Source organism: Enterococcus sp. CSURQ0835 (assembly GCF_902706605.1).
Classification (GTDB): Bacteria; Bacillota; Bacilli; order Lactobacillales; family Enterococcaceae; genus Enterococcus_A.
Genome location: NZ_CACSLH010000012.1, coordinates 1 through 24,919 on the forward strand (window position 1 = coordinate 1; position 24,919 = coordinate 24,919).

A 24,919-nucleotide genomic window follows, 5' to 3' on the forward strand; every position below is an offset into this window, starting at 1 on the left:
GCAATGAACCTCAAAAAATTAGCCAGTTGGCTATAAACCATACCTAATAAGCGGGTCGAGTTACCCGAAACTATTGAAAAAGTACTAACAAAATACATATAAAAGTAAAAATCCCTTTTCGAAACCACATTAACTGGTTCTGAAAAGGGATTTGTCTACAGTCTGAAACGAATCACTGATCAGTGATTCGTTTTTGTTTGCCCTTTTAAAAGTGGATCACGCCGCTGAATTGTAAAACAAGTAAAACACAATTGGCAAAACTCAACAACAGGGAAAGCAATAAGATTCCTTGCAACAGCCAATGAACCGTGCGACTTTTAGCATCGGGAGCCACTTCGTAAAATTGCCCCCGGTAAGTGATCACCATCCCGCAGATCGCTATAAATAATAATAGCTGCATTGGTAAAAGGTGGACTGCACTCCGCCCGTGAGCCGCCCCATAAAATAAAAGACCACTAAAAAAGTCTAACGGTAGCACGGTGAGTAACATAAAAAGTCCCATTTGTAATGTTTGGCGGAAGTGGCTTTCTTTTTTGAGTTGTTGGATCATTTGAGCGTCTCCTTTCAATAAATAATCTAATGATAACCCGTAGTAGTCACTGAGTTCGATCAAGGTAGGGACATCGGGATAATTTTTGCCAGTTTCCCAATTAGAAACGGTTTGGCGGGTGACATGCAAGTGATCAGCGACTGTTTGCTGGGTCAAGTGGAGTGCTTGGCGGCGGGACCGTAAAATCTCTGCGATCATCTCAGACATCCTTTCTGTCTTCTTCTATCTCAAGTATCGCAGGTTTGTTTTTAAATGGCGAGCAAGTTTTATTTTTTTTAGCCAAAAATTGCGCAAGTGAAATTTGCCAAGCCTTTAAACCGCTATTTTTAGCTGGTTAGGTGTGCGTTGCGTTGCTTTAGAAAACAACTATAAAGAAGTGGTCGTTGTTTTTTTCTGGCAATGTCCGTTGCACTATTTTTCAAGAATTTCTTAGTATCATGACTTCTGATTTAAAAATCACGGGAAAAACAGTATAATAAGGCGTGATGTAAATCTTTTATAAAGGAATGTAGCCAGATGGATGCTCAATTTATTAATCAATTAAAAGAAAATTACGGGATCGTCTTTCGCGATATCAGTTTGTTGGAACAAGCGTTTACCCACTCGTCCTATGTCAATGAACACCGCAACATGCATATCTCAGATAATGAACGATTGGAATTTTTAGGAGATGCAGTCTTAGAGATCCAAGTCTCAGATTATTTGTATCGTCGTTACCCCGATATTCCAGAAGGCAAGCTGACAAAGTTACGTTCTGCGATCGTCCGCGAAGATAGTTTGTCAAAATTCGCCAAAGAATGTCAGTTTGATCAACAGATCATGTTAGGAAAAGGGGAAGAAAATTCTGGCGGCCGCCAGCGTGCTTCCTTGCTGTGTGATCTATTTGAAGCCTTCTTAGGCGCTGTCTATTTAGATCAAGGCTACGATACGGCACTGGCGTTTATTAAAAAAGTCGTTTTTCCGAAAGTCGAATCAGGTATGTTCACGCGCGAGATGGATCATAAGACACGGTTACAAGAAGTGTTGCAAAAAAGCGGAGATGTGGCGATTGATTATCGCTTGGTCAATGAAGAAGGACCAGCCCACGAACGGATTTTCACGATCGAAGTCTATGCCGATGATCGTTTGATCGGTTCAGGCCAAGGAAAATCGAAAAAACTCGCTGAACAAGATGCGGCGGAAAAAGCATTATTGACGTTGAAAGCATAATTGGAGGTTCTTTCGTGTATTTGAAACGAATTGAATTAGCAGGCTTTAAGTCCTTTGCTGATCGAACAAAAATTGAATTTGAACCTGGTGTGACGGCTGTGATCGGACCAAATGGCAGCGGGAAAAGTAATATCACAGAAGCGATCCGTTGGGTGTTAGGCGAGCAATCAGCGAAAAATTTGCGGGGCGGCAAGATGCCGGATATTATTTTTGCCGGTTCTGACTCTCGTAAGCCGTTAAATTTAGCAGAAGTGACGGTGGTTTTGGATAATACGGATCATTATTTGCCGCTGGATTTTAGTGAAGTCAGTGTGACGCGTCGGTATCGCCGCAGCGGTGAAAGCGACTTTTTTATCAATAAGAAAGCTTGTCGGTTAAAAGATATCCAAGAGTTGTTTTTAGATTCTGGTCTGGGCAAAGAGTCGTTTTCGATCATCTCACAAGGCAAAGTCGAAGCAATTTTCAGCAGTAAACCAGAGGATCGGCGGGGGATCTTTGAAGAAGCGGCCGGCGTTTTGAAATACAAACAGCGAAAGAAAAAAGCCGAACAAAAATTATTTGAGACAGAAGACAATTTAAATCGAGTCCAAGATATTATTTATGAACTAGAAGATCAGTTGACTCCTTTGGCCGCCCAATCAGCAGCAGCCAAGGAGTTTTTGGCGCTTAAGGCCCAGCTGCAAGAACAAGATGTCAATTTGACGGTTCAACAGATCAAACAAACGAAACAAACGTGGCAAGCACATTGTACCCAGCTGAAGGAATTACAAACAGCGACCGCGCAACAAGCCCAAAAAGTAAAACAAGCTGAAGCAAAGTTGACAGAACTTCGACATACGCGAGACCACTATGATGTCCAGTTGGAACGCCAGCAGCAAGATTTATTAACGTTGACTGAACGAGTCAAACAAACAGAAGGCCAAAAAGAATTGTTGCAGGAGCGTTCGAAAAATACGCAAAAATCCAGTAGTGAATACCGAGAAAATCAAGTCCAAGTACAACTGAAACACCAACAAGCAACTGAAAAATTGGCGGAATTGACTGCCCAACATGCGCAAACGCAAAAAGAAAAAAGTGCGTTACAACAACAAGTGACTCAACTAGCTAAAGAGGCTGAAAAGTATCAACGCTCGACCAAAGAAGTGATTGAAGAACTGCGGGGAACGTATGTCGATTTGATGCAAGAACAAGCGACGACGAGTAACGAATTAAAATACTTGGAAAAACAATACGTCCAAGAAACTGCTAAAAATACGCAAGCCAGTCAACGTTTTGAACAGTTACAGCACACTCGCGCAGAACTGACTGCCAGCTTGCAAGCAGTCCAGCAGGAAAATAAAACATCAACTGAACAACTCAAAACGACGACCGAGATGTATCAACAAGTGCTGACAGATATGACTCAAACTGAAGAGCGATTGCAAAGCGCCCAACAAAAAATGTATGAGCAGATGAATCAATTGCAACAGTCGAAAGCTAAATTGAAAAGCTTGCAAGCGATCCAAGCTAGTTACAGCGGTTTTTATCAAGGTGTCCGCACTGTTTTGAAACAGCGAACGCAGCTGACGGGGATCGTTGGAGCGGTCGCTGAACTGATCGAAGTGCCAGCCAAATTTACGTTAGCGATTGAAACCGCATTGGGGGCAGCCGCGCAACATGTGATCGTCCAAGATGAAGCGAGTGCTCGGCGTGCGATCCAGTTTTTGAAACAACAACGCGGTGGTCGCGCGACGTTCTTACCTTTAACTACCATCAAAAGCCGACAGTTGACGGCTAGTTTAGTTGCGCGGGTGGAACAGTTGCCGGGCTATTTGGGAATCGCTAGCCAGCTGATCGAATTTCCAGCAAATCTCAGTCAAGTGATGGAAAATCTTTTAGGTACGATCGTGATCGCGCAAGATTTAGAAAGTGCCAATGCGTTAGCGAAAGCTTTAAATTACCAAGTCCGTGTCGTATCTTTGACTGGCGATGTGATGAATGCTGGTGGTTCCATGACAGGGGGAGCTAGCCGCAATACGCAAAACAATTTGTTGAATCAAACGCAAGAACTGGATGCGTTGCAACACCAAGTAGCAACAGCAGATCAGGCTTTGCAACAGCAAGAACAACACGTTCGCCAGTTGCAGCAGCAGATCAAAATGCAAAAAGACCAAAGTGAAACGTTGCGTTCGACCGGCGAAGAATTACGTTTTACGGTCAAGCAGCAACAAACGCAACAAGCGCAATTAGAACAAGAATTAAAACGAGTCAAACAAGAACAGCAATTGTTTGCCTATGAAGCCAAAGAGCTGGAAACTTTTTTAGCTGACTATGAGACGCAAAAAAACGCGTTGACCCAACGTCAAAGTGAACTAGTGACTGAACAAAGCAAGATCGACCAAGAAATCAAACAGTTGACTGAAGAAAGTGATCTGTTAGCTGAAAAGCGAGCCGCGATCGCGCAACAATTGAGCCAACTCCAAGCTGAATTGGCAGTAAAAACTGAGCAAGTCACCCATTTAGCCCAGCAAGTAGTAAGTAGCAAATTTACGATCACAGAACTTGAGCAACAGATCGCGAGTCTAGATCGTCAACTGCAAGCCTTATCTAGTGATGTTTCAACGCACGAAGAAACCGAAGAAAGTTTGAGTCAGCGACTGGCTGAATTGTCAGAACAAAAACAAAAATTGACGGAAACCGTCGCTCAAATGAAGACCGAGCGCAACCAAACACAAGCGACCGTCACGCAATTAGATCAAGAGCTGACGCAATTAAACGAGGAACAAAAACAGTTACTCGCTGAACAATCCCAAGTGGATGTGAAAAAAAATCGGTTAGAGCTGCAGCTGGATCAGCAATTGGATTATTTGCAAACGGAATACAGCGTGACCTTTGAAAAAGCGGCGGCTGACGCGACGGAAGTGGCTGATTTTTCAAGTGCGCAACAACAAGTGCAACAATTAAAAGCTCGCTTGGCTAAATTAGGTCCGGTGAACTTGACGGCGATTGAGCAAGCTGAGCAGGTCAGTGAGCGGTATGATTTTTTGACGACGCAACGAGACGATCTTATCTCAGCCAAAGAGCAGTTGTTTGAGACGATGGATGAAATGGATGATGAGGTCAAGACTCGTTTTTATCAGACTTTCCAAGCTATCCGACAAAAATTTACCGAAGTCTTTCCGCAAATGTTCGGCGGCGGGCAAGCTGAATTGATTTTAACAGCGCCTGACGATCTATTGAATACGGGAATTGAGATCGAAGCACAACCACCAGGGAAAAAATTGCAAAGTTTGTCGCTTCTTTCAGGGGGCGAACGCGCATTGACAGCGATCACGTTGCTGTTTGCCATCATCCAAGTCCGGCCCGTACCATTTTGTGTGTTAGATGAAGTGGAAGCCGCATTAGATGAAGCAAACGTTAATCGTTTTGGACGCTACTTGAGTGCTTTTCAAAATGAGACCCAGTTTATCGTGGTGACTCACCGCAAAGGGACGATGGAAGCTGCTGACGCATTATATGGGGTGACGATGCAAGAATCAGGTGTCTCAAGTGTGATCTCAGTCCGATTAGAAGAAGCAAAAGAGTTAGGAGAGAAAAAAGGATGATCAAATTAATCGCGATCGATCTCGATGGAACATTATTGACCGATCAAAAAACGATCTCAGCAAAAAATAAAGCGACCTTACAAAAAGCCAAAGCAGCAGGTGTCAAAGTCGTGATCTGTACGGGACGGCCGTTAAAAGCGATCGAAACGTATTTGACGGAATTAAATTTACGGCAAGCGGGGGATTATTCCATTACCTTTAATGGAGGATTAGTCCAAAAAAATGATACAGGGGAAATTTTAGCAAAAACGGTGATGAACTTTGATCAAGTCCAAGAAATTGCGCAATTATTAAAGGACTTGGCACTGCCAATGGATATTTTATCGGATTCGATTGCCTATCAGATCGATACGGCACCAGCTCATCTTTCCATTTATCCGCAATTAAATAAAGCGTTGACGTATAAAAAACAGGCGCTGAAAGATTTAGGCCCAGACTTGTTGTATAATAAAATTGTCTCAGCCATTGATGCGGAGTATTTAGATCAGCAGATCGCCAAAATTCCGCGGGCGTTTTATGACCGCTATGAAATCGTCAAAACGCGAGCGAACTTGTTGGAATTTATGCCAAAAGGAGTCACGAAAGCTTACGGCCTGCAATTGTTAGGAAAAGAACTAGCGATCGCACCAGCCGACATGATGGCGCTGGGCGATGAAGCAAATGACCTTCCAATGATCCAAGCCGCTGGTCTCGGAGTCGCGATGGCCAATGCAGTAGCCGAAGTAAAACAACACGCCGATGTAACGACTTTGAGCAACGAAGCGGATGGCGTGGCAGTTGCGATTGAAAAATATGTCTTGAAATAAAGGCAGTCAATAGTTGTAAACTAGTGGAATGGTATACGGCCTGAGGAACGGTAGAAATTTTTCATAAAAAATTAGTTACCTTAATACGAAGAAGGAGGAACTCCATGGGGTTATTTGATCGAATAAAGAATGCATTTATTGCAGACAAACCAGATGAAGAAGAAAAAAAAGCGGCGGAACAAGCCGCCGAAAAAACTGCTCCAACAGATAGTGAATCTGAAGTTAGCGAGGAGTCAAGCGAGAATAGTCCGCCAACTGAACTTGAACAATCAAAAGTAGCTGCGACTACCCAAACCACGGACAAGACCGATGAATCGGTAGCTGCTCAACCCGCAGAACCGACAGCGTCTGATCGTTTGAGCGAGCCACCGAGTGAATCACCGAATGAAGCTGGCTCAACGACTTCAACGGGATCGTACAAAGCAGCAACGGACAGTCCATCGGTAGATCAAACTGAGCACAAAAAAACAACACCAGTTGAGGAATCAAGTGTACAAACGACGGCTGAACCCACGACTAAAAGCGAAACACCTGAACCAGTAGCGGAAGCTGAAGCGCTAGAACCAACCGCGCCGGTAGCTCAGCCAGCGACTTCAGAGCTTGATCAAGCTACCGCTGACCATTTGGCACCAACAGAAAATAAAACGACTGAAACTTCTGCTCCAACAGTGTCTGATTTGGAAATCGGGTCAGAGAAGCCAGCACAAACACCTGAGCAGACCCAGACAGCGACACCTGAAGCTTCGGAGACGGAAACTAAAGTTGCGACTGAAGAAAGTGCCGAAACGCCGCCAGAAGCTGACACGCCAGTAGCTCCAGCTGATCTGATCGATACACCTGCCGATGAAATCACACCAGAAGTAGAACCGGCGGCACCAACTGATTTAGCTACTGATACGTCTTCAGTAAGCGAGCAGCCGGTTGATGAATCGTTGCAGGAAAAATACGATAAAGGGCTAGAAAAAACGCGAAAATCATTTGGCGAACGGATGAATGAATTCTTTGCCCGCTTCCGACGAGTGGATGAAGATTTCTTTGAAGAATTAGAAGAAACGTTGATCGGTGCCGATGTCGGATTTGATATGGCGATGAAGCTGACTGATTCATTACGCCAAGAAGTCAAACTAAAAAATGCGAAGAAGCCGGCTCAAATCCAAAATATCATCATTGAAAAAATGGTCGATATTTATGAAGCAGAAGGCGTTGATGAAAATAATAGTTTGAATTTACAAGCCGATGGTCCGACGGTTTTCTTATTTGTCGGAGTTAACGGAACGGGGAAAACAACTAGTATCGGGAAATTGGCGAATCAGTACAAACAAGAAGGGAAAAAAGTGTTGCTAGCTGCTGCGGATACATTCCGTGCCGGAGCGATCGATCAGTTGGTCGTCTGGGGTGAGCGTTCTGGCGTTGAAGTCGTACGAGGCAATGCTGGCGGTGATCCTGCAGCTGTCGTTTACGATGCGGTCGCAAAAGCGAAAAGTGAAAGCTATGATATTTTGTTGATCGATACTGCTGGACGATTGCAAAATAAAGTCAACTTGATGAATGAACTAGAAAAAATCAAGCGAGTGATCCAACGTGAATTTCCTAGTGCTCCCCATGAAGTGTTGTTAGTAGTAGACGCGACGACTGGCCAAAATGCGATGGTCCAAGCGCGTCAATTCAAAGAAACAACCGATGTAACCGGGCTAGTCTTAACTAAATTAGACGGGACGGCTAAAGGTGGGATCGTTCTTGCGATCCGCAATGAATTGCATTTGCCAGTCAAATTGGTCGGATTAGGCGAAGGCATCAATGATTTAGAACCTTTTGATCCCAATGAATTTGCAGTCGGTCTATTCAAAGGTCTCTTAAAAGTTGAATAAGTAGCAAATAGCTGAGATGGTTTTCGTCTCAGCTATTTTTAGTTGCTCGTAGCTGGTGTTGTTTAGCCTGCTGTAAAGCAAATCAGTTGATTCTGCTTTTCTGCGTTTTCTTTTAGTATAAGTTGAGATTGAAATTGATTTTTGAGTATGTTAAATTTACTTTTATGTAATTTGAAATATTTCAAAAATAATTCATGAAAACCGAGTTACTTAAAACAAATGAAAGCGTTCAATTTGCTGTTCTCATAAAACTGAATGGGGATCGCTAGGAGAGGGGAACCATTATTGTGAATACCACTGCGTTACTGATCGGCTTAGGGCCGCTATTAGGTTGGGGGCTTTACCCAACGATCGTTTCTAAGATCGGAGGTCGTCCGGCTAATCAGATTTTAGGTTCGACTATCGGAACTTTGATTTTTGCCATCGTGTTTGCTTCAGTTAAAGGACTAGCCTTACCTCATGGGATGGATTTATTTTTATCGATTTTATCGGGGATCGGCTGGGCATTTGGTCAACTACTTTCGTTTTATTCATTTACTTTAGTCGGCTCGTCGATCACGATGCCGATCACGACTGCCTTTCAATTACTGGGTGCTTCACTGTGGGGCGTTTTTTACTTAGGCAACTGGCCGGGAACAACGGCAAAAATAATCGGTGGGTTAGCCTTAGTCGTGATTATTTTGGGCGCTTACCTCTCGGTGTGGACGGAGAAAAAGACAACTGAAAATTCAAGTCTCGTCCGAAAAGCTACTATTGCACTAGCAATTGGTGAAATCGGTTTTTGGGGTTACTCTGCGGCGCCGCAAGCTTCAACTATCGATGGGATGCACGCCTTTTTACCGCAAGCAATCGGAATGCTACTGGCAGCGATCGGTTACACTGCCTGGGTCACATTGCGTGGGAAAAAAGTCAACTTAGCTTCACCTTTTATAGAAGCAGTTAGTTACAAACATATTTTTCCAGGTTTTTTCTTTGCCTTTGCCGCGTTGACGTATTTGATCTCGGCCCAACCAAACATGAACGGGTTAGCAACTGGTTTTATTTTATCTCAGACCTCAGTCGTTTTAGCGACTTTGACTGGAATCTGGTTCTTAGGCCAAAAGAAAACAAAAAAAGAAATGCGAGTCACGTTGATCGGGTTAGCGTTGATTTTAATCGCTGCGGCTGTGACGGTCGCACTTTAAATCGGAAACGTCTTCTATCAAAAGAAGGCGTTTTTATTTTTTTTGCTTTTTTCGCTTGAAATTGTTTTCAAGCTGTGTTAAATTTTAACCGTAGAGTTTTAAAACGTTTTAATAAAACGTTTCAAAATCCGAGTTGACTTAAAAAAATTTAAACGCAAAGGCGGAATGATGGAAATGAATACGATTACAATTATTGGCAGCATCAATTTAGATACAAACTTGCGTGTCGCTCATATGGCCAAACCGGGTGAAACGATCCATACAAAAGAATTATATACCGCAGGCGGAGGCAAAGGCGCCAATCAAGCAGTAGCTGCGAAACGTTCAGAAGCAAAAACGAATTTTATCGGGGCGATCGGAAATGACGCGGCCGGAAATGTGATGAAAGAATTATTGACACAAGAAGAAATCGATTTGACCGGTGTTAAGATGCTTGAAAATGAAGCAACGGGGCAAGCCTTTATCGTAATCGATGAGAGCGGCGAAAATAGTATTATGATCCACGCAGGTGCTAACAATGCGATCACGATCGAACAAGTTGAAGAATTTCGTTCCGTTATTGCCGGCAGCGACTTTTTGATTTCTCAGTTTGAAAGCGCTCTTGATAGCACGATTAGAGCTTTTGAGATTGCAAGAGAAAACGGAGTCAAAACGATTTTGAATCCCGCACCCGCAATGAAAAAAGTCCCAACTGAATTATTAGCAGTAACTGATGTGATCATTCCAAATGAAACAGAAACTGAGATTTTGACAGGGATCAAAGTAACCGATGAAGCTTCAATGAAAAAAGCTTCTGCTGTACTACACGAACTAGGCATTGAAGTCGTGATCATCACGATCGGCAGCAAAGGAGCTTACTACGATGTCAATGGGAAAAATGGGATCGTACCAGCCTTTAAAGTCAATGCAGTGGATACTACAGCTGCTGGAGATACGTTTATCGGTGCAATGAGCAGTGTGTTGGCCAAAGATTTCAGTAACTTAACTGATGCTATCGCTTATGGAAACCAAGCCTCATCGCTAACAGTCCAACGTTATGGCGCTCAACCTTCAATTCCTTACAAAAACGAAATCAAATAAGAAAGAAGTCTTGATCATGAAAAAAACAAAAGTCATCAATTCAGATATCTCGCGTGTCATCGCCCAAATGGGACACTTCGATAAATTAAGTATTGGCGATGCCGGGATGCCAGTTCCAGCAACGACCGAAAAAATCGATCTAGCCGTTGACAATGGTATTCCAAGTTTTATGCAAGTCTTGAATAATGTTTTAGAAGAATTAGAAGTCCAACGCATCTTTTTAGCTGAAGAGATCAAAACGGAAAATCCTACCATGCTTCAACAGATCAAAGAGCGGTTACCTGAAACGCCGATCACGTTTATCCCACACACGGAGATGAAACAAGAGCTGAACAATTGTCATGCTTTTATTCGGACCGGCGAGATGACACCGTACGCCAACATCTTATTAGAAAGCGGCGTCGTCTTTTAAGTCGTCTGTTAGAAGGGAGCAAGCAAGATGAATACCACTGCATTATTGATTGGTTTAGGGCCGCTATTAGGTTGGGGACTTTATCCTACCATCGCGTCTAAGATCGGCGGTCGTCCCGTCAATCAAATTTTAGGCTCGACGATTGGGACGTTGATTTTTGCGATCGTCTTTGCCTTGATGAAAGGACTAGCTTTACCTCAAGGTTGGGATTTGTTTTTTGCGATTTTATCTGGTGTTGGTTGGGCTTCGGCGCAGATCATCACCTTTCAATCTTTCACTTTGATCGGCTCATCAAAAGCCATGCCGATCACGACTGCCTTTCAATTATTAGGCGCGTCATTGTGGGGCGTCTTTTACTTAGGCAATTGGCCGGGTGCTACAGCCAAAATCATCGGCGGTTTAGCGTTGATTTTGATCATCATCGGAGCGTATTTAACTGTCTGGTCAGAACGCAAGACGCAAGAAAATTCTAGTTTGTTAAAAAAAGCAGTCCTCTTACTAGCTGTTGGTGAAATTGGTTATTGGGCGTATTCCGCTGCACCACAAGCAACGAGTATCGATGGGATGCACGCCTTTTTGCCTCAAGCGATCGGAATGTTATTAGTCGCTGCCGTTTATGCCGCTGTTTTAGCAGTCAAAGAAAAAAATGAACCCTCTGCTTTTGCGGAAGTCGTCAGCTACAAACATATTTTTTCAGGCTTCTTCTTTGCCTTTGCGGCGTTGACGTATTTGATCTCGGCTCAACCGGATATGAATGGCTTGGCAACTGGTTTTATCTTATCTCAAACTTCCGTTGTTTTAGCGACCTTGACTGGGATCTGGTTCTTAGGTCAGAAGAAAACGAAAAAAGAAATGGGCATTACGATTTTGGGCTTAGTGTTGATCATCTTTGCCGCTGCCGTAACGGTCATGTTATAAAGCAAAAGTCGTGTCAAAATTTGGCACGGCTTTTTTATGGTCTTCGTGTGGTTGATAAAATATCGTGGCTGTAGCGAAATCATTTTTTTATTTAGTGAGTAAATTTATTTTTGTAAGCAATCTAGTTCTTTTTCTGACAGGGTTTCTATATAATGACGTTGAGTGAGGGGGATTTTTCTTGAAGATACAAACGATGATGAAAAATGAAAACGTAAAACCGTGGCTCTTACAGGCTCGATTTGGAATTGAAAAAGAAAGTCAGCGGGTGACGTTGGCAGGAGAACTAGCTACGACCGACCATCCGGCTAAATTAGGTGATCGTACGTTTCATCCATATATTCAAACGGATTACGCAGAAAGCCAATTGGAATTGATTACGCCAGTAACGGATTCGATCGATGATGTGCTAGCTTATTTGACTGCGATCCATGATGTGGCACAACGTAGTTTAGAAAAAACGGAGATGTTGTGGCCACTTTCGATGCCACCAGCTTTACCTGCCAGTGAAGCGGATATCCAAATCGCAAAATTAGCGGATCATGCGGGTGTTTTGTATCGACGTTTTTTAGCGCGGGAGTATGGAAAACGCAAGCAGATGGTCAGTGGTATCCACTTTAACTTTGAGTACGGTAAAGAATTGATCCAGCAATTATTTGAAGCTCAGACGGAATTTGCTACGCTGGAAAAATTTAAGACGGAGATCTATATGAAATTAGCGCGTAATTATTTGCGTTATCGTTGGCTGGTCACGTATTTGTTTGGGGCGACGCCAGTGAGTGAGAAAAATTATTTTGATACTGACGACCGGCCACAAGAACCAGTCCGCAGTATTCGAACGAGCCACTATGGTTACGTGAACAAACCAGAAGTCAAGGTATCTTTTGCTTCTTTAGAACGTTACAATCGCGACTTAGAAGAAAATGTCCGTTTAGGTCGTTTGTCAGAGGAAAAAGAATTTTACGCACCGGTTCGCATGCGGGGCGGGCAAAAAGTCGCAGATATTTTGCAAAATGGGATTCGCTATGTGGAGTTGCGTAATGTCGATCTAAATCCATTTGAACGGGTAGGGATCGATAAAAAAACGATTCAATTCATCCAGTTGTTTATGCTGTATTTACTTTGGATTGATGAGAAACAACCGGCTGATGAATGGACAGCTGCTGGAACGGTGATCAATGATGAAGTATCGCTAGAACATCCATTTGCTAAAAGTAAATATTACCAAGAAGGTAAAGAATTATTTGCGGGAATGCGTGAGCTGGATCAAGTATTGCAGTTAGGTCAAAGCGACTTATTGGTTGAGTATGAAGAGTGGCTGGATCAACCAGAAAAAACGTTAGCCGCACGTCTTTTGAAAGCCGATGAAGTTGAAGGGCAAGCACAACTCGCGCAAAAATTAGGTCAGACCTATTATGAAACAGCTTATGCACGACCTTATCAGTTAGCTGGTTTTTCTGAAATGGAAGTCTCCACGCAAAGTCTATTATTTGATGCGATTCAAAAAGGGATCGGTGTCGAGGTGTTAGACCGAGGCGATCAATTCGTTCGCTTACGGTTTGCTGAGCACGAAGAGCTGGTGAAAAATGGGAATATGACGAGCCACGATACGTATATCGCACCTTTAGTCATGGCAAATAAAACGGTGACAAAAAAAATCTTAGCGCAGCAAGGCTTTCGCGTACCAACGGGAGCAGAGTTTGCTGATTTCACGACTGCACTCAACGCTTTCCCTCGGTTTGCGCAGCGAGCATTTGTGATCAAACCTAAGACGACTAATTATGGTGTCGGGATCACGATTTTTAAAGCAAATACTAGCCAAGCAGATTATGCAGCCGGTCTGAAATTAGCTTTTGCGGAAGATGATGCAGTTTTAGTAGAAGAATTTTTAGCTGGGACGGAATACCGTTTCTTTGTGATCAATCAAAAAGTCAAAGCCGTTTTACTCCGGATTCCGGCTAACGTTGTGGGAGATGGTAAGCGCACGATCCGTCAGTTAGTGGCGGAAAAAAATGACGATCCATTGCGCGGTTCAGATCATCGAGCACCGCTGGAGAAGATCCAACTAGGCGAATTGGAACAATTGATGTTAAAAGAACAAGGGTTGACTGTGGAGAGTGTACCAGCAAAACAGCAGCAAGTCTTTTTGCGGGAAAATTCGAATATTTCTACGGGAGGAGATTCGATTGATGTGACCGATGAAGTTGACGCAAGTTATAAAACTATCGCGGTCAACGCGGTGGCTAGTTTGAAAGCTGAAATCAGTGGGATCGATCTGATCATTCCAGATGCTAAAAAGCCAGCAGAAACAACGAATGATTACGGGATCATCGAAGCGAATTTCAATCCAGCGATGCATATGCACATCTATCCTTATGCCGGTCAGAGTCGGCCTTTAACCTTAGAAGTTTTGCGATTTTTATTCCCAGAAGTTCCTGGTATTCAAAACTAAAAACAGAAAAATGTTTTAGATAGTTATTTTTTACCTCCTGAGTTTGCTATAATTTAATTACTTTAGGAGGTAGAAAATGAAAAAAATCAATTTGATTGGGTTAATGTTATTGTTGTTTTTAGTTGCTGGCTGTGGTCAATTCAATGAGGATCAAGAAGAGCAAACACCGTCCGTCAACACCCATGAAAAATCTGCTGATCAAGTTGATGCAGATGATCAAAGTGACGACCATTCTGATGATGACGTAGATAATCAAAGTGACAACGTTTCTGACGATGACGCAGACGATCAAAGTACTGACGTTTCTAACGATGACGTAGATGATCAAAATGACGACGATTCTGATGCTGACACAGACGATCAAAATGACGATGTTTCTGATGATGATCAAAATGATGATACAGTGGACCAGCCTGAAATAAATGATGATTAAGTTGGGGAGTTGTTATTAGCCCCCCTGTTCAAAAAGCTGAATGAATTTGTTCAGCTTTTTTTGTTCGCCAAAATTTAAGTTTGGATTGAATAGCAGCCGTTGTGTTTTTAAATCGAGTGACATTTATTACAGGCAGTTTTCGCTAGGAATAAATTTTACTTGAACACGTTACAAGCACTTAGAAAGGGTTTGCTTGCTACATTAGATATGCTATTCTTGCTACGATGAAGAATTGAAAGCTTAAGGAGGAGATCGAATGAACAAAAAACTTATTTTACCTGCGCTAGTGGGGGGCTTATTACTTGTTGCGTTGAATGATGAAAAAGCGCAATCTGCTGTATTTGGCTACTCATACCATGATTATGCCGCCATGACTGAAAAAGCGACAGGCAAGCCGGTTCGTTCGATCAATCAAGTAGATAAATATGGGAATAAAAAAGCGACCTACCAAATCACCTATACGGCAGCGAGTGGCGAAAAAGAAAAAGTCGCGTTTGACGAAAATAATTTTCAACGTTTTGCTAAATATCCAGAAAAAAAGATCGTTGGCAAGCCAGCAGTGGAAAAAAATGCCACGGATCATTGCTATCGGGTCGATCAAAAAGAGCAAGTATTTGAAAAGGATGAAAAATAATGAAACTTCAACTATTGCTCAGTTTGTGCTTATTGACGAGTGCCCCAACGGCTAGCTGGCTTGCAGGAACGTGGCAAGCGGCAGATGGTACGGCCTATCAGTTTCAGTCACGAAAAAATTCATGGCAGATCAAAGTCGATCACAAAGTTGTCAGTCGGCAAGCCAAACTTACAAAAAACAAGCAGCTATATATCTTGAAGACAGAAGATGGTAAAAAATATCGCATCAATAAAACTAACAAGCGAGAGATCACAGTCCAGCAACAAGCTAAAAAAGGCTATGGGTTGACTCAACCGATCACATTGAAGGAAAAATAAAACTGACTTAAAAATCGCAGCCCCTCAAAATGAAGGGGCTGCGATTTTTTTGATCAATATTCGAATTCTTTGATCTCGATCGTTTGTTTCGTTTCTTCGATCACTAAACCAGTTTTTTGTTCCCACCAATTTTTCATTTCTTTTTCGTAGGTGATCGGGAACCGTTTGACGATTTCAATTAAGGGCACGCCTTGTAAAGTTGCGTAAGGAAAAGTCAGTGTCAGATTGTATTTCAACTCAGTCAATAAACTATAGTATTGGAACATCATGTAATACATCTCTTCTTGGTCTTCAACGGCCAATACTTTGGGGGCCCGGTCTAACATAAAACCAAAGCTGCGCATCATGAATAAAAAGCCTGGCAACTCTTCGACTGCGATCTCATCGACTTCTTTCAAAATATCAATGTGCATATCGAGCGCTTTCAATAATTCGGTTTTTAACTGGTCATAACTAGTCATAGCAATCCTCCTCATGATTTGATCAGCTTCAGTATACCATATTTCTTAATGGGATATTTTTTGTTCTGAGCGGCTAAAAAATTTTTTTCACTGAGGGGTACATCATTTTTTGCACGCAAATTTTCAAGGGAATTTTGCTTTCTGGCAATTAGTTGCGTAAAATAGGACTGAGGATGTGGGAATATGGGAAAATTAGCGATCATGAGTGATTTGCATGTGGATATCAATCGGTTAGCGGAACCAGAATTCGCTTTATTAGTCGAGGTGTTAAGAGAAAGACAAATTACACGTGTGCATTTTGCCGGTGATACGGCGAATAAAATCACTACGACACTTGCAGTCAATCATTATTTTGTGCAAGCTGGTTTTCCAGTGACCTTTAATCTAGGCAACCACGAGATGGCTGATCTTTCTGGGGAAGAAGCAATCGAACACTTTCCGGATCACGATTTTTTAAATCTGCGCACAAAGCGGCTAAATGAGCAGACGGTCTTGCTGGGATTAAATGGCTGGTATGATTATCAGTTTTCTGAATTGTCCGATCCCCAGAAGATCTCGGCTATGAAAAATCTCTATTGGTATGATCGAAATATCAAACGAGCGGCCGATGATCTGACGACAAATCAACACATGCTGACGGCTGTCAAAATAGTCTTAGATGACTTAGCACGAAAAAAACAACAAGTTGTGATCGCGACTCACTTTGTTCCACAAGCGGCTTTCATCGTGACTTTGACGGGAAAATACCAAGTGTGGAATAAGTTGAACGCTTTTTTAGGCTCCCGTTCATTGGGCGAATTATTTGATCAATACGACAATCTGCAACAAGTCGTTTTTGGTCATACGCATCGGCGTTTTCCTGATCAGGTCATTCATGGAACACGTTACAGTTGCCGACCGTTTGGTTATTTCTATGAATGGCGTTTAACGCGAGACTTTGTGCTGGCTAATCAATTGGTGACGGAATACAATCCGATGAAATTACGACCCGTGATCCGGCAACATCAACCCGCCTTTGACCAGTACCGTAATGCACATTTGAAGATTGAGTTCGCGCAAGCGATGACAATCGTCGATTATTGAAAAGAGGAACAAGATGGAAAAACTAAAAAATGGTGGGCGTTATTTGGCACAAACGACGCCGTTTATTTTAAGCAATACGATCATTATCGTACCTTATTTATTATATATCCACTTGATCAATGGTGAGATCCCGATCACGGTCTTGCCGTTTGTTTTATTTTATACGTTACGGATGACGGGGATCTTTTTGATTCGTGGGATCCAACGCTCAATTGAAAAATATACTTTACTGATGCTCGCACTGTTGGTCGGAGCAGCCGGCAGCATTTTTAGTTTACTAGGGACGATCTATTTTCCATTTTATTTAGTGGGCGCGATCGGCTTGGGCTTGAGTGGGGCTTGGCTGCCACCGGCGAATGTCACGGTGAACTTTTATGAAAAAAATCAAGGCTATCTAGTGATGAATGGTCAAAAATACTTGGCCGCACTCGGCTTGCTTGTGCCATTGATCCTCAGCTTGACGGCTAAATTACGCTTGCAACTAGTCTTAGTCCCGATCGTCTACACGCTGTATTTTATTTGGGCTTATTTTGCTGTCTTACGTTATCCTCATTATGAGCTGGACTTTAAAGGCATCTCGAAAAATTTATTATCGGTACGGGAATTGTTCTGGTTTGGTTTGTTTTTTGGCTTGTTGTTTTTATTACGCAGTGCGCGGGCTTTGTTTGAAGAAGATATTTTGAATTTAGCGATCTTGGCTTTTTGTGTCTTCTTTATTTTCGCCGTTTTTTTGTTACATCGTTGGAAGAGTCGCTGGCAACTGCCTGGTTGGCAAAATGGTCTGAGTTTTTTAGCCGGTAGTTGTGGGAACTTTTTATTTTTATTTGGGACGTTTTATGTAGCGGTCGTCTACGGTAAAGAGGCGTTAACGCGCCAATTGTTTTTACCTTATTTGATCGGTATGATGACGGCGTTATTCTTCGGAGCTCGGTTACGCAGACGATTTTCTGAACAGCCTTTGTGGTTTCATCTAATGGGACTAGTAGTTAGTTTAGCGTTGATGCTCACGCCACTTTTTTCATTGGCGGTCGGACTATTAGCTTTTTTCCGCCAAAGTACCAGCACTTGGCTGAACCAAGTTTATGGGCGAACGACCAGTTTAGCAGAATCGCAACGGATCACAGCTAAATATGCGACGAATAACCGAGGCAGTATCGTGCAACAATTTTTCTTGATGCTCTTGATTTTATTTTTCTTGCAGCGGGCCGGCCTACCTGCTAATGAACTTTTCTTTTTGACCAATCTCCACAGTAGTGCACCTTCTGTCGTTCTTGTGATGGAACAAGTTAAACTATGGTCATGTGTCACGTTGATATTTTTACTTTTAATGATAGGAAGTTTGAAAAAATGCGATTAGTAATTGATGGCGATGGTTCGCCAGTAAAAACGGCCACGATCGAAGTAGCCGAGCAGTTTCGGCTAGAAGTCGTGATCGTCACGAGCATCGACCACTATTCAAAAAAAGAATATCCGGCGTTCGTGAAATTTGTTTATGTTGATCCTGGATTCGATTCAGCGGATTATAAGATCGTGTCATTGATCAAACCAACGGATATCTTAATCACACAAGATTATGGTTTAGCTTCTTTGACGCTTAAAAAAGCAGCCCATGTCTTACATCAATCCGGATTGGAATACACACCGCTAAATATTGAACCGCTGTTAGATCAGCGCTATTTCAGCAGTAAAATGCGTCAAGCAAAACAAAAGACAAAAGGTCCTAAGCCGTACACCGAAGCGGATCGGGAACATTTCAAAGCTGTTTTGACGAACTTGGTAGAAAAAAGTTTAGCCGATCGGTAAGAGCCGACATGAAGGAACATTTCGATGCTAACGCTGATTCGAAAATTTTTTTTTAGTCCGCCGGGTTTTATGCTAAAATGTAGAAAGATCAGATAATAATGGAGGATAAGTCTTTGAAAATTATTTTACTTTATGGTGGGAAAAGTCCAGAACATGATGTGGCGATTCTTTCAGCTTTCTCAGTGATCTCCGCTGTCTATTTTGATTATTACCAAGTCCAATTAGTCTATATCACAAAAGAAGGTCAGTGGGTCAAAGGACCGCTCTTGACGGAAAAACCAGCGTCAGATGAAACGTTGCGTTTGACGTGGGCTGAGTCAGGTGAACAAACGGCTGACTACACCGGTCAGTTGATCGCACCGGGAGATATCAAAGAAGATAATGCGATCGTCTTTCCAGTGTTACACGGGCCAAATGGTGAAGATGGCAAGATCCAAGGCTTCTTAGAAACGATCGACATGCCTTACGTCGGAGCTGGTGTGATGACTAGCGCTTGTGCGATGGACAAGATCATGACGAAATACGTTTTACAAGCGGCAGGGATTCCGCAAGTGCCTTATGTTCCAGTCTTGAAAAACCAATGGAAAGAAAATCCAAAACAAATTTTTGAAAAATGTGAAGGGACATTGATTTATCCAATGTTCATCAAGCCAGCGAATATGGGCTCAAGTGTCGGGATCACCAAAGCCGAAAATCGCGAAGAACTTCAAAATGCGTTACAAGAAGCTTATCGTTTTGACTCACGGGCTTTAGTGGAACAAGGAATCGAAGCACGTGAGATCGAAGTTGCTGTTTTAGGAAACGCTGATGTGCGGACGACTTTGCCAGGCGAGATCGTCAAAGAAGTTGCGTTTTACGATTACAATGCGAAATACATCGACAACCAGATCACGATGCAAATTCCAGCTGAAGTACCAGATGAAGTCTATGAAAAAGCTCGTGAATATGCGAAACTTGCCTACACGATGTTAGGTGGATCAGGATTGAGCCGTTGTGACTTCTTTTTAACGAATAAAAATGAACTCTTCTTGAACGAATTGAATACGATGCCGGGCTTCACTCAATTCAGTATGTACCCACTGCTTTGGGAAAATATGGGCTTGCAATACGGCGATTTGATTGAAGAGTTGATTCAATTAGGTTTGAAACGCTACGAACAGCAAGCAAGATTTGAATAAAAAAGTCGGACACTATGTCCGACTTTTTTCGACTAGGTCCTTGTTCAAGAGTTGCATCACAATATGAGCTGCGGCTTTTTACTAGCCAATTGGCAGCAGAACGATTCGATGAGCGAAGGAAAATTTTTAGGAGGAACAAAGAATGAAATTAACCACGACGAGTATCAATCGCGCGGTTCAAGGACAGTTATTATCAGAAAACGAAGTGACAGTGACTGGTGTTGAATTTGATTCGCGCAAGATCAAACCGGGTGATTTGTTTGTCCCATTAAAAGGGGAACATGATGGCCATACCTTTATCGACCAAGCGATTGAAAATGGAGCGGTCGCAACTTTTTGGGGATTAGCCAGTGAGACTGCACCGACTGCGATTGCGGCGATCGCTGTGGATGATACATTGCAAGCACTTCAAGCGTTAGCTAGTTATTATCTATTAGAAGAAAATCCTGGTGTTGTTGCGATCACGGGGTCAAATGGAAAAACGACGACTAAAGATATGACTGCAGCTGTTTTAGCTCAGCGCTATAAAACCCATAAGACCCAAGGAAATTATAACAATGATATCGGTTTGCCTTACACGATCTTACATATGCCAGAAGGAACCGAGAAATTGATTTTAGAAATGGGAATGGATCACGCCGGTGAGATCGAGATCTTATCCGAGTTAGCCCAACCAGATGTTGCCGCTATCACCCTCATTGGAGAAGCGCATATTGAAAATCTGGGCTCGCGCGAAGGGATCGCCGATGCAAAAATGGAAATCACGCATGGCTTAGTGGATGATGGGTTATTAGTCATCCCAGCTAATGAACCACTTTTAGCTGAGCGCAGTCGTAATCTATCTCAAACGGTCGAAACGTTTGGGTTAGGCGAAGGTGATTTGGCTGCTCGGATCGTCAGCGAAACGAAAACAGCGACGACTTTTGAGGTGGATGGTCAAGAATACACGATCCCAGTTCCTGGTAAATACAATGTGACCAATGCGTTGATCGCGTTAGCTGTTGGTCGCTGGTTTGAACTGACGACAGCCGAGTTAGTCGCAGGACTCAAAACAGTTGAATTGACGAAAAATCGAACGGAATGGTTAAAAGCTAAAAATGGTGCGGAGATTTTAAGTGATGTCTACAATGCGAACCCAACGGCAATGGGGCTAGTCCTCGATACGTTTGCTAAATTACCGACAGATGGCCGCCGATTTGCTGTATTGGCAGATATGTTGGAACTAGGACCAGATTCAGGAGCGTTGCATGCGCAAATGGCCGACCATTTAAATGCCAATGATTTTGCCGGAGTCTACTTATACGGTTCAGAAATGGAACACTTGGCATTAGCTTTAGCTAATCGTTATCCAGAGTTAAATGTTCAGCATTACAAAAAAGATGAAAAACCTCAAATGATCGCTGCGATCAAAGCTGAGTTGCGACCAGAAGATAGCATCGTGTTAAAAGGTAGCAATGGAATGAAACTTGATGAAGTGATCACAGCTTTACAAATAGATTAAGAAGTTTGAAAATGGAAATTCTGTAACTTGCAGAAAACATCAGCATATGCTAGAATGAGCTATTGCCGAGAAATGAAGTAATGATTGAATGATTCATCGAATGAAGTGATTTTTCAGCCCTGACTCGGGGCTTTTTTTGAGAGTCCTTCTGATTGACTTCGAGGAGTGGTTTTTCGGTAGCATCACACCAAGCAGAAACTACAGGGACGGTTAGCTGGTAGGTGATGCAGATCCATTACGCTCCAATCAGACATAAGTCGAAAAGAAACTAGGAGGATATCATTTGAAATTCAAAGAACTAAATTTATCACCAGAACTATTGCAGGCCATTGAGCGCTCTGGTTTTGAAGAAGCAACTCCGATCCAAGCCCAAACAATCCCGTTGGCTTTAGAAGGCCGCGACGTGATCGGCCAAGCCCAAACCGGTACTGGTAAAACAGCCGCTTTTGGTTTGCCGATGTTAGAAAAGATCGATCCTAAAAACCACAGCTTACAAGGTTTGGTTATTTCCCCTACGCGTGAATTAGCAATTCAAACGCAAGAAGAATTGTACCGTTTAGGCCGAGATAAAAAAATCAAAGTTCAAGCTGTTTATGGTGGCGCTGATATCGGCCGTCAGATTCGTGGTTTGAAAGATCATCCCCATATCGTCGTTGGGACACCTGGTCGGATGCTTGACCACATCAACCGTCACACCTTGAAATTAGGTACGGTGGAGACATTGGTTTTAGATGAAGCTGATGAGATGTTGAACATGGGCTTTTTAGAAGATATTGAAAAAATTATTAGTCAAGTCCCTGAAAAGCGTCAAACGTTGCTATTTTCAGCAACGATGCCAGACGCAATCAAAAAAATCGGTGTTCACTTCATGCATGATCCTGAACACGTGAAGATCAAAGCCAAAGAAATGACCGCTGATTTGATCGATCAATATTATGTTCGAGCAAAAGACTATGAAAAATTTGACGTGATGACGCGCTTATTTGACGTTCAAACACCTGATCTTGCTATCGTTTTTGGTCGGACAAAACGTCGGGTCGATGAATTGGCTCGTGGTTTGGAAGCACGAGGCTATAAAGCAGAAGGTATCCATGGTGACTTGTCCCAACAAAAACGGATGAGTGTTTTACGTTCATTCAAACGCGGCGACTTAGATATTTTAGTTGCGACGGATGTTGCGGCGCGTGGCTTGGATATTTCAGGTGTGACTCACGTTTACAACTACGATATCCCACAAGATCCTGAAAGTTATGTTCACCGGATCGGCCGGACAGGTCGGGCTGGTAAAGGCGGGATGTCAGTGACGTTTGTAACACCAAACGAAATGGGTTACTTGCACGTAATTGAGAACTTAACGAAAAAACGCATGAACCCAATGCGTCCGCCAACTGAAAAAGAAGCATTTAAAGGTCAACTAGGCGCTGCCGTTGAACAAATCGAAAATGAATTGAAAGACAATCATGACGGTTTGGATAAATACACGGAGACAGCTGAAAGTTTGCTCACTTCTTATTCTTCAGAAGAATTGGCAGCATTGTTGTTGAAGACGATCGCAAAAGATCCATCTGATGCTGTGCCCGTTAAGATCACGCCAGAACGACCATTGCCTTCTAACAAACGAGGCGGTAATCGTGGCGGCGGCAAACGCGGTGGTGGAAACAATCGCGGCGGTAATCGAAAAGAAAATTACCGCAAAGACCGCGGTGGTGACCGGAATAAAAACAAAAATTATAACGGTAAAAAGCGCTCGAGCAATAAAAACCAAGGCGACAAAAAACGGGGCTTTGTGATCCGTAAAAACGAGAATGACTAGTAAAAGGCAGGCTTATTCAGTTTAATGACTGAGTAAGCCTACTTTTTTTAGACTTTTCGCAAAAAGAAATAGATTTTCAGGCGGACTTTGGTAAAATGGGTATAGTATAAACGGAGGGAAAATATGATTGTCGGAATTGGAATCGATGCCGTGGAGTTGGAACGGATGGAAAAAATCATCCAACGCAAACCTCAATTTATTACGCGCGTTTTGACCGAAAAAGAACAAGCACTGTTTGCGGCGCATTCGGCCAAACGACAAGTGGAATTTTTGGCCGGCCGTTATGCGTGTAAAGAAGCTTTTTCCAAAGCGTGGGGTACGGGGATCGGCGAAATTAGTTTTCAAGAGTTAGAGATTTTACGAAATGAGAAAGGGCAGCCGATTTTTACGCATTCACCGTTTGAGGGGCAAGTCTTCGTCACTTTGACTCACACGGATACGATCGCGATCGGCCAAGTCATATTAGAAAAATAGAAAAGAGGAAATCAATGTGGTTGTAACTTACCATCGTCCTACTAGAGCGATCATACATAGAAATGCCATTGAAGAAAATACTCGGAATGAAGTTGCACGCTTACCTAAAGGCCGTGAATTATTTGCCGTTGTCAAAGCAGACGGCTATGGTCATGGTGCGATCGCAACCGCCAACGCTGCCAAACGAGCAGGAGCTACAGGATTTTGTGTGGCGACTTTGGATGAAGGAATCGAGTTGCGAGAAGCGGGGATCATTGAACCGATTTTAGTGTTGAGCGTGGTCTTTCCCAGTTATTTGTCCGTGGTGGTGGATTACGATCTGTCGATCACGATCGCGACGCATGAATGGTTGACTGAAGCCCAGCAAGTGTTAAAAGAAATCGATGCTAAACGGCCCGTGAAGCTGCATCTCAAAGTCGACACTGGCATGGGGCGGTTAGGTTTTCGTTCACTTGCTGAGGTCAAAGAAGCCGTTACTTTCATTGAACATGATCCATTGATGGAATGGGAAGGCTTGTTTACGCATTTTTCAACGGCAGATGAAAAGGCCGCGGGTTATGCATATTGGCAAAAACAAGAAGCTCGTTTTAAAGAAGTCGTGACCGGCTTAGATTATTTGCCGCGGTATGTGCATTCCAGCAATAGTGCGACGGCATTGTGGCACGATGACGAAGAAAAACTTGGGAACATGGTGCGTTTTGGTGTAGGAATGTATGGCTTGAATCCTTCTGGTACGTTGATCGATGCACCGTATGAATTGAAGCCGGCATTAGAACTCGTTTCAGAAGTGATCCAAGTCAAATTATTACCTAAAGGCGAAGGAGTCGGCTACGGGAAGACGTACGTTACGCCCGCTGAGGAATGGATCGGAACCGTGCCGATCGGCTATGCCGATGGTTGGATTCGTAAGATGCAAGGTTTTTCGGTTTTAGTGGAAGGCCAATACTGTGAAATCGTGGGTCGGGTCTGCATGGATCAAATGATGATCCGCTTGCCGCAAGCTTATCCGGTTGGAACAAAAGTTACGCTGATTGGGAAAAACCACGGCGCTGAAATAAAAATGCAAGAAGTTGCTGAATATTTAGATACGATCCATTATGAAGTCGCGTGTCTGCTCTCAGAACGAGTACCGCGATTGTATCAAGAGTAGAATAGAGGGGGA

General features: G+C 43.0%; 22 protein-coding genes. 20 read left to right on the forward strand and 2 right to left on the reverse strand.

The genetic code is table 11. From position 1 onward, the window contains the following. Nucleotides 1–205 precede the first annotated feature (205 nt). Nucleotides 206–757, reverse strand: a complete 552-nt coding sequence (locus tag GVJ38_RS06660; RefSeq protein ID WP_159722401.1) for a helix-turn-helix transcriptional regulator — start codon at nucleotides 755–757, stop codon at nucleotides 206–208. Between the two features lie 309 nt (nucleotides 758–1,066). On the opposite strand from GVJ38_RS06660, the gene rnc reads away from it, so the two are divergent. The 12 genes from rnc (at nucleotide 1,067) to GVJ38_RS06720 (ending at nucleotide 15,444) form a co-directional block, all read left to right on the forward strand. Beyond that, entirely contained in the window at nucleotides 1,067–1,759 is a 693-nt protein-coding gene (gene rnc / locus GVJ38_RS06665) for a ribonuclease III (protein WP_159722402.1), read from the forward strand. 14 nt (nucleotides 1,760–1,773) lie between these two features. After that, the gene (gene smc / locus GVJ38_RS06670) at nucleotides 1,774–5,343 is read left to right on the forward strand and encodes a chromosome segregation protein SMC (protein ID WP_159722403.1); all 3,570 of its coding nucleotides are present in this window, start codon (nucleotides 1,774–1,776) and stop codon (nucleotides 5,341–5,343) included. Further along, nucleotides 5,340–6,149 (forward strand): Cof-type HAD-IIB family hydrolase, encoded by an 810-nt coding sequence (locus GVJ38_RS06675; protein WP_159722404.1) that lies wholly within the window; start codon nucleotides 5,340–5,342, stop codon nucleotides 6,147–6,149. Before smc ends, GVJ38_RS06675 begins: the two co-directional genes overlap by 4 nt. Nucleotides 6,150–6,817: 668 nt before the next feature. Beyond that, nucleotides 6,818–8,017 carry a signal recognition particle-docking protein FtsY gene (gene ftsY, locus GVJ38_RS06680; RefSeq protein WP_442896026.1) on the forward strand — a complete coding sequence of 400 codons (1,200 nt, stop codon included), beginning with the start codon at nucleotides 6,818–6,820 and terminating at the stop codon, nucleotides 8,015–8,017. 287 nt (nucleotides 8,018–8,304) lie between these two features. Further along, nucleotides 8,305–9,201 (forward strand): ribose/proton symporter RbsU, encoded by an 897-nt coding sequence (gene rbsU / locus GVJ38_RS06685; protein ID WP_159722405.1) that lies wholly within the window; start codon nucleotides 8,305–8,307, stop codon nucleotides 9,199–9,201. A 174-nt stretch (nucleotides 9,202–9,375) separates the two neighbouring features. Continuing rightward, nucleotides 9,376–10,281 carry a ribokinase gene (rbsK, locus tag GVJ38_RS06690; RefSeq protein ID WP_159722406.1) on the forward strand — a complete coding sequence of 302 codons (906 nt, stop codon included), beginning with the start codon at nucleotides 9,376–9,378 and terminating at the stop codon, nucleotides 10,279–10,281. Between the two features lie 16 nt (nucleotides 10,282–10,297). Continuing rightward, on the forward strand, nucleotides 10,298–10,693 hold the full coding sequence (rbsD, locus tag GVJ38_RS06695; RefSeq protein WP_159722407.1) for a D-ribose pyranase: 396 nt from the start codon (nucleotides 10,298–10,300) through the stop codon (nucleotides 10,691–10,693). A 27-nt stretch (nucleotides 10,694–10,720) separates the two neighbouring features. Beyond that, entirely contained in the window at nucleotides 10,721–11,611 is an 891-nt protein-coding gene (gene rbsU / locus GVJ38_RS06700) for a ribose/proton symporter RbsU (protein WP_159722408.1), read from the forward strand. 193 nt (nucleotides 11,612–11,804) lie between these two features. After that, nucleotides 11,805–14,060: a bifunctional glutamate--cysteine ligase GshA/glutathione synthetase GshB gene (gene gshAB, locus GVJ38_RS06705; protein ID WP_159722462.1), complete on the forward strand. Its 2,256-nt coding sequence runs from the start codon at nucleotides 11,805–11,807 to the stop codon at nucleotides 14,058–14,060. Nucleotides 14,061–14,136: 76 nt separating this feature from the next. Continuing rightward, the gene (locus GVJ38_RS06710) at nucleotides 14,137–14,493 is read left to right on the forward strand and encodes a hypothetical protein (protein ID WP_159722409.1); all 357 of its coding nucleotides are present in this window, start codon (nucleotides 14,137–14,139) and stop codon (nucleotides 14,491–14,493) included. A gap of 256 nt (nucleotides 14,494–14,749) precedes the next feature. Next, entirely contained in the window at nucleotides 14,750–15,127 is a 378-nt protein-coding gene (locus tag GVJ38_RS06715; RefSeq protein WP_159722410.1) for a hypothetical protein, read from the forward strand. Then, complete coding sequence (locus GVJ38_RS06720) at nucleotides 15,127–15,444, forward strand: hypothetical protein (RefSeq protein ID WP_159722411.1); 318 nt, start codon at nucleotides 15,127–15,129, stop codon at nucleotides 15,442–15,444. The genes GVJ38_RS06715 and GVJ38_RS06720 overlap by 1 nt, the downstream gene beginning before the upstream one ends. Nucleotides 15,445–15,497: 53 nt before the next feature. Here GVJ38_RS06720 and GVJ38_RS06725 read toward each other — a convergent pair whose 3' ends face one another. Next, nucleotides 15,498–15,905 carry a hypothetical protein gene (locus tag GVJ38_RS06725; protein ID WP_159722412.1) on the reverse strand — a complete coding sequence of 136 codons (408 nt, stop codon included), beginning with the start codon at nucleotides 15,903–15,905 and terminating at the stop codon, nucleotides 15,498–15,500. Nucleotides 15,906–16,088: 183 nt separating this feature from the next. On the opposite strand from GVJ38_RS06725, the gene GVJ38_RS06730 reads away from it, so the two are divergent. The 8 genes from GVJ38_RS06730 to alr all read left to right on the forward strand — a co-directional run bounded on the left by GVJ38_RS06730 (nucleotide 16,089) and on the right by alr (nucleotide 24,907). After that, nucleotides 16,089–16,988, forward strand: a complete 900-nt coding sequence (locus tag GVJ38_RS06730; RefSeq protein ID WP_159722413.1) for a metallophosphoesterase — start codon at nucleotides 16,089–16,091, stop codon at nucleotides 16,986–16,988. A 13-nt stretch (nucleotides 16,989–17,001) separates the two neighbouring features. Further along, nucleotides 17,002–18,345, forward strand: coding sequence for a hypothetical protein (locus tag GVJ38_RS06735; RefSeq protein ID WP_159722414.1), 1,344 nt, complete (start codon nucleotides 17,002–17,004; stop codon nucleotides 18,343–18,345). Next, complete coding sequence (locus tag GVJ38_RS06740; protein WP_159722415.1) at nucleotides 18,336–18,791, forward strand: YaiI/YqxD family protein; 456 nt, start codon at nucleotides 18,336–18,338, stop codon at nucleotides 18,789–18,791. The genes GVJ38_RS06735 and GVJ38_RS06740 overlap by 10 nt, the downstream gene beginning before the upstream one ends. A 113-nt stretch (nucleotides 18,792–18,904) precedes the next feature. Further along, nucleotides 18,905–19,969: a D-alanine--D-alanine ligase gene (locus GVJ38_RS06745; RefSeq protein WP_159722416.1), complete on the forward strand. Its 1,065-nt coding sequence runs from the start codon at nucleotides 18,905–18,907 to the stop codon at nucleotides 19,967–19,969. A gap of 142 nt (nucleotides 19,970–20,111) precedes the next feature. After that, nucleotides 20,112–21,470, forward strand: coding sequence for a UDP-N-acetylmuramoyl-tripeptide--D-alanyl-D-alanine ligase (locus GVJ38_RS06750; RefSeq protein ID WP_159722417.1), 1,359 nt, complete (start codon nucleotides 20,112–20,114; stop codon nucleotides 21,468–21,470). Nucleotides 21,471–21,753: 283 nt separating this feature from the next. Next, complete coding sequence (cshA, locus tag GVJ38_RS06755; RefSeq protein WP_159722418.1) at nucleotides 21,754–23,283, forward strand: degradosome RNA helicase CshA; 1,530 nt, start codon at nucleotides 21,754–21,756, stop codon at nucleotides 23,281–23,283. Nucleotides 23,284–23,406: 123 nt separating this feature from the next. Beyond that, nucleotides 23,407–23,757, forward strand: a complete 351-nt coding sequence (gene acpS, locus GVJ38_RS06760; protein WP_159722419.1) for a holo-ACP synthase — start codon at nucleotides 23,407–23,409, stop codon at nucleotides 23,755–23,757. A 16-nt stretch (nucleotides 23,758–23,773) separates the two neighbouring features. Then, on the forward strand, nucleotides 23,774–24,907 hold the full coding sequence (gene alr, locus GVJ38_RS06765) for an alanine racemase (RefSeq protein ID WP_159722420.1): 1,134 nt from the start codon (nucleotides 23,774–23,776) through the stop codon (nucleotides 24,905–24,907). Nucleotides 24,908–24,919: the final 12 nt, after the last annotated feature.

Excerpts from the sequence above, each read along its gene's own strand:
- rbsD (WP_159722407.1), top strand. The coding sequence starts at position 10,298 with ATGAAAAAAACAAAAGTCATCAATTCAGATATCTCGCGTGTCATCGCC.
- gshAB (WP_159722462.1), top strand. The coding sequence starts at position 11,805 with ATGATGAAAAATGAAAACGTAAAACCGTGGCTCTTACAGGCTCGATTT.
- GVJ38_RS06730 (WP_159722413.1), top strand. The coding sequence starts at position 16,089 with ATGGGAAAATTAGCGATCATGAGTGATTTGCATGTGGATATCAATCGG.
- GVJ38_RS06740 (WP_159722415.1), top strand. The coding sequence starts at position 18,336 with ATGCGATTAGTAATTGATGGCGATGGTTCGCCAGTAAAAACGGCCACG.
- GVJ38_RS06660 (WP_159722401.1), bottom strand. The coding sequence starts at position 757 with ATGTCTGAGATGATCGCAGAGATTTTACGGTCCCGCCGCCAAGCACTC.
- GVJ38_RS06750 (WP_159722417.1), top strand. The coding sequence starts at position 20,112 with ATGAAATTAACCACGACGAGTATCAATCGCGCGGTTCAAGGACAGTTA.
- rbsK (WP_159722406.1), top strand. The coding sequence starts at position 9,376 with ATGAATACGATTACAATTATTGGCAGCATCAATTTAGATACAAACTTG.
- GVJ38_RS06735 (WP_159722414.1), top strand. The coding sequence starts at position 17,002 with ATGGAAAAACTAAAAAATGGTGGGCGTTATTTGGCACAAACGACGCCG.
- GVJ38_RS06725 (WP_159722412.1), bottom strand. The coding sequence starts at position 15,905 with ATGACTAGTTATGACCAGTTAAAAACCGAATTATTGAAAGCGCTCGAT.
- GVJ38_RS06715 (WP_159722410.1), top strand. The coding sequence starts at position 14,750 with ATGAACAAAAAACTTATTTTACCTGCGCTAGTGGGGGGCTTATTACTT.
- GVJ38_RS06675 (WP_159722404.1), top strand. The coding sequence starts at position 5,340 with ATGATCAAATTAATCGCGATCGATCTCGATGGAACATTATTGACCGAT.
- rnc (WP_159722402.1), top strand. The coding sequence starts at position 1,067 with ATGGATGCTCAATTTATTAATCAATTAAAAGAAAATTACGGGATCGTC.
- rbsU (WP_159722408.1), top strand. The coding sequence starts at position 10,721 with ATGAATACCACTGCATTATTGATTGGTTTAGGGCCGCTATTAGGTTGG.
- acpS (WP_159722419.1), top strand. The coding sequence starts at position 23,407 with ATGATTGTCGGAATTGGAATCGATGCCGTGGAGTTGGAACGGATGGAA.
- GVJ38_RS06710 (WP_159722409.1), top strand. The coding sequence starts at position 14,137 with ATGAAAAAAATCAATTTGATTGGGTTAATGTTATTGTTGTTTTTAGTT.
- GVJ38_RS06720 (WP_159722411.1), top strand. The coding sequence starts at position 15,127 with ATGAAACTTCAACTATTGCTCAGTTTGTGCTTATTGACGAGTGCCCCA.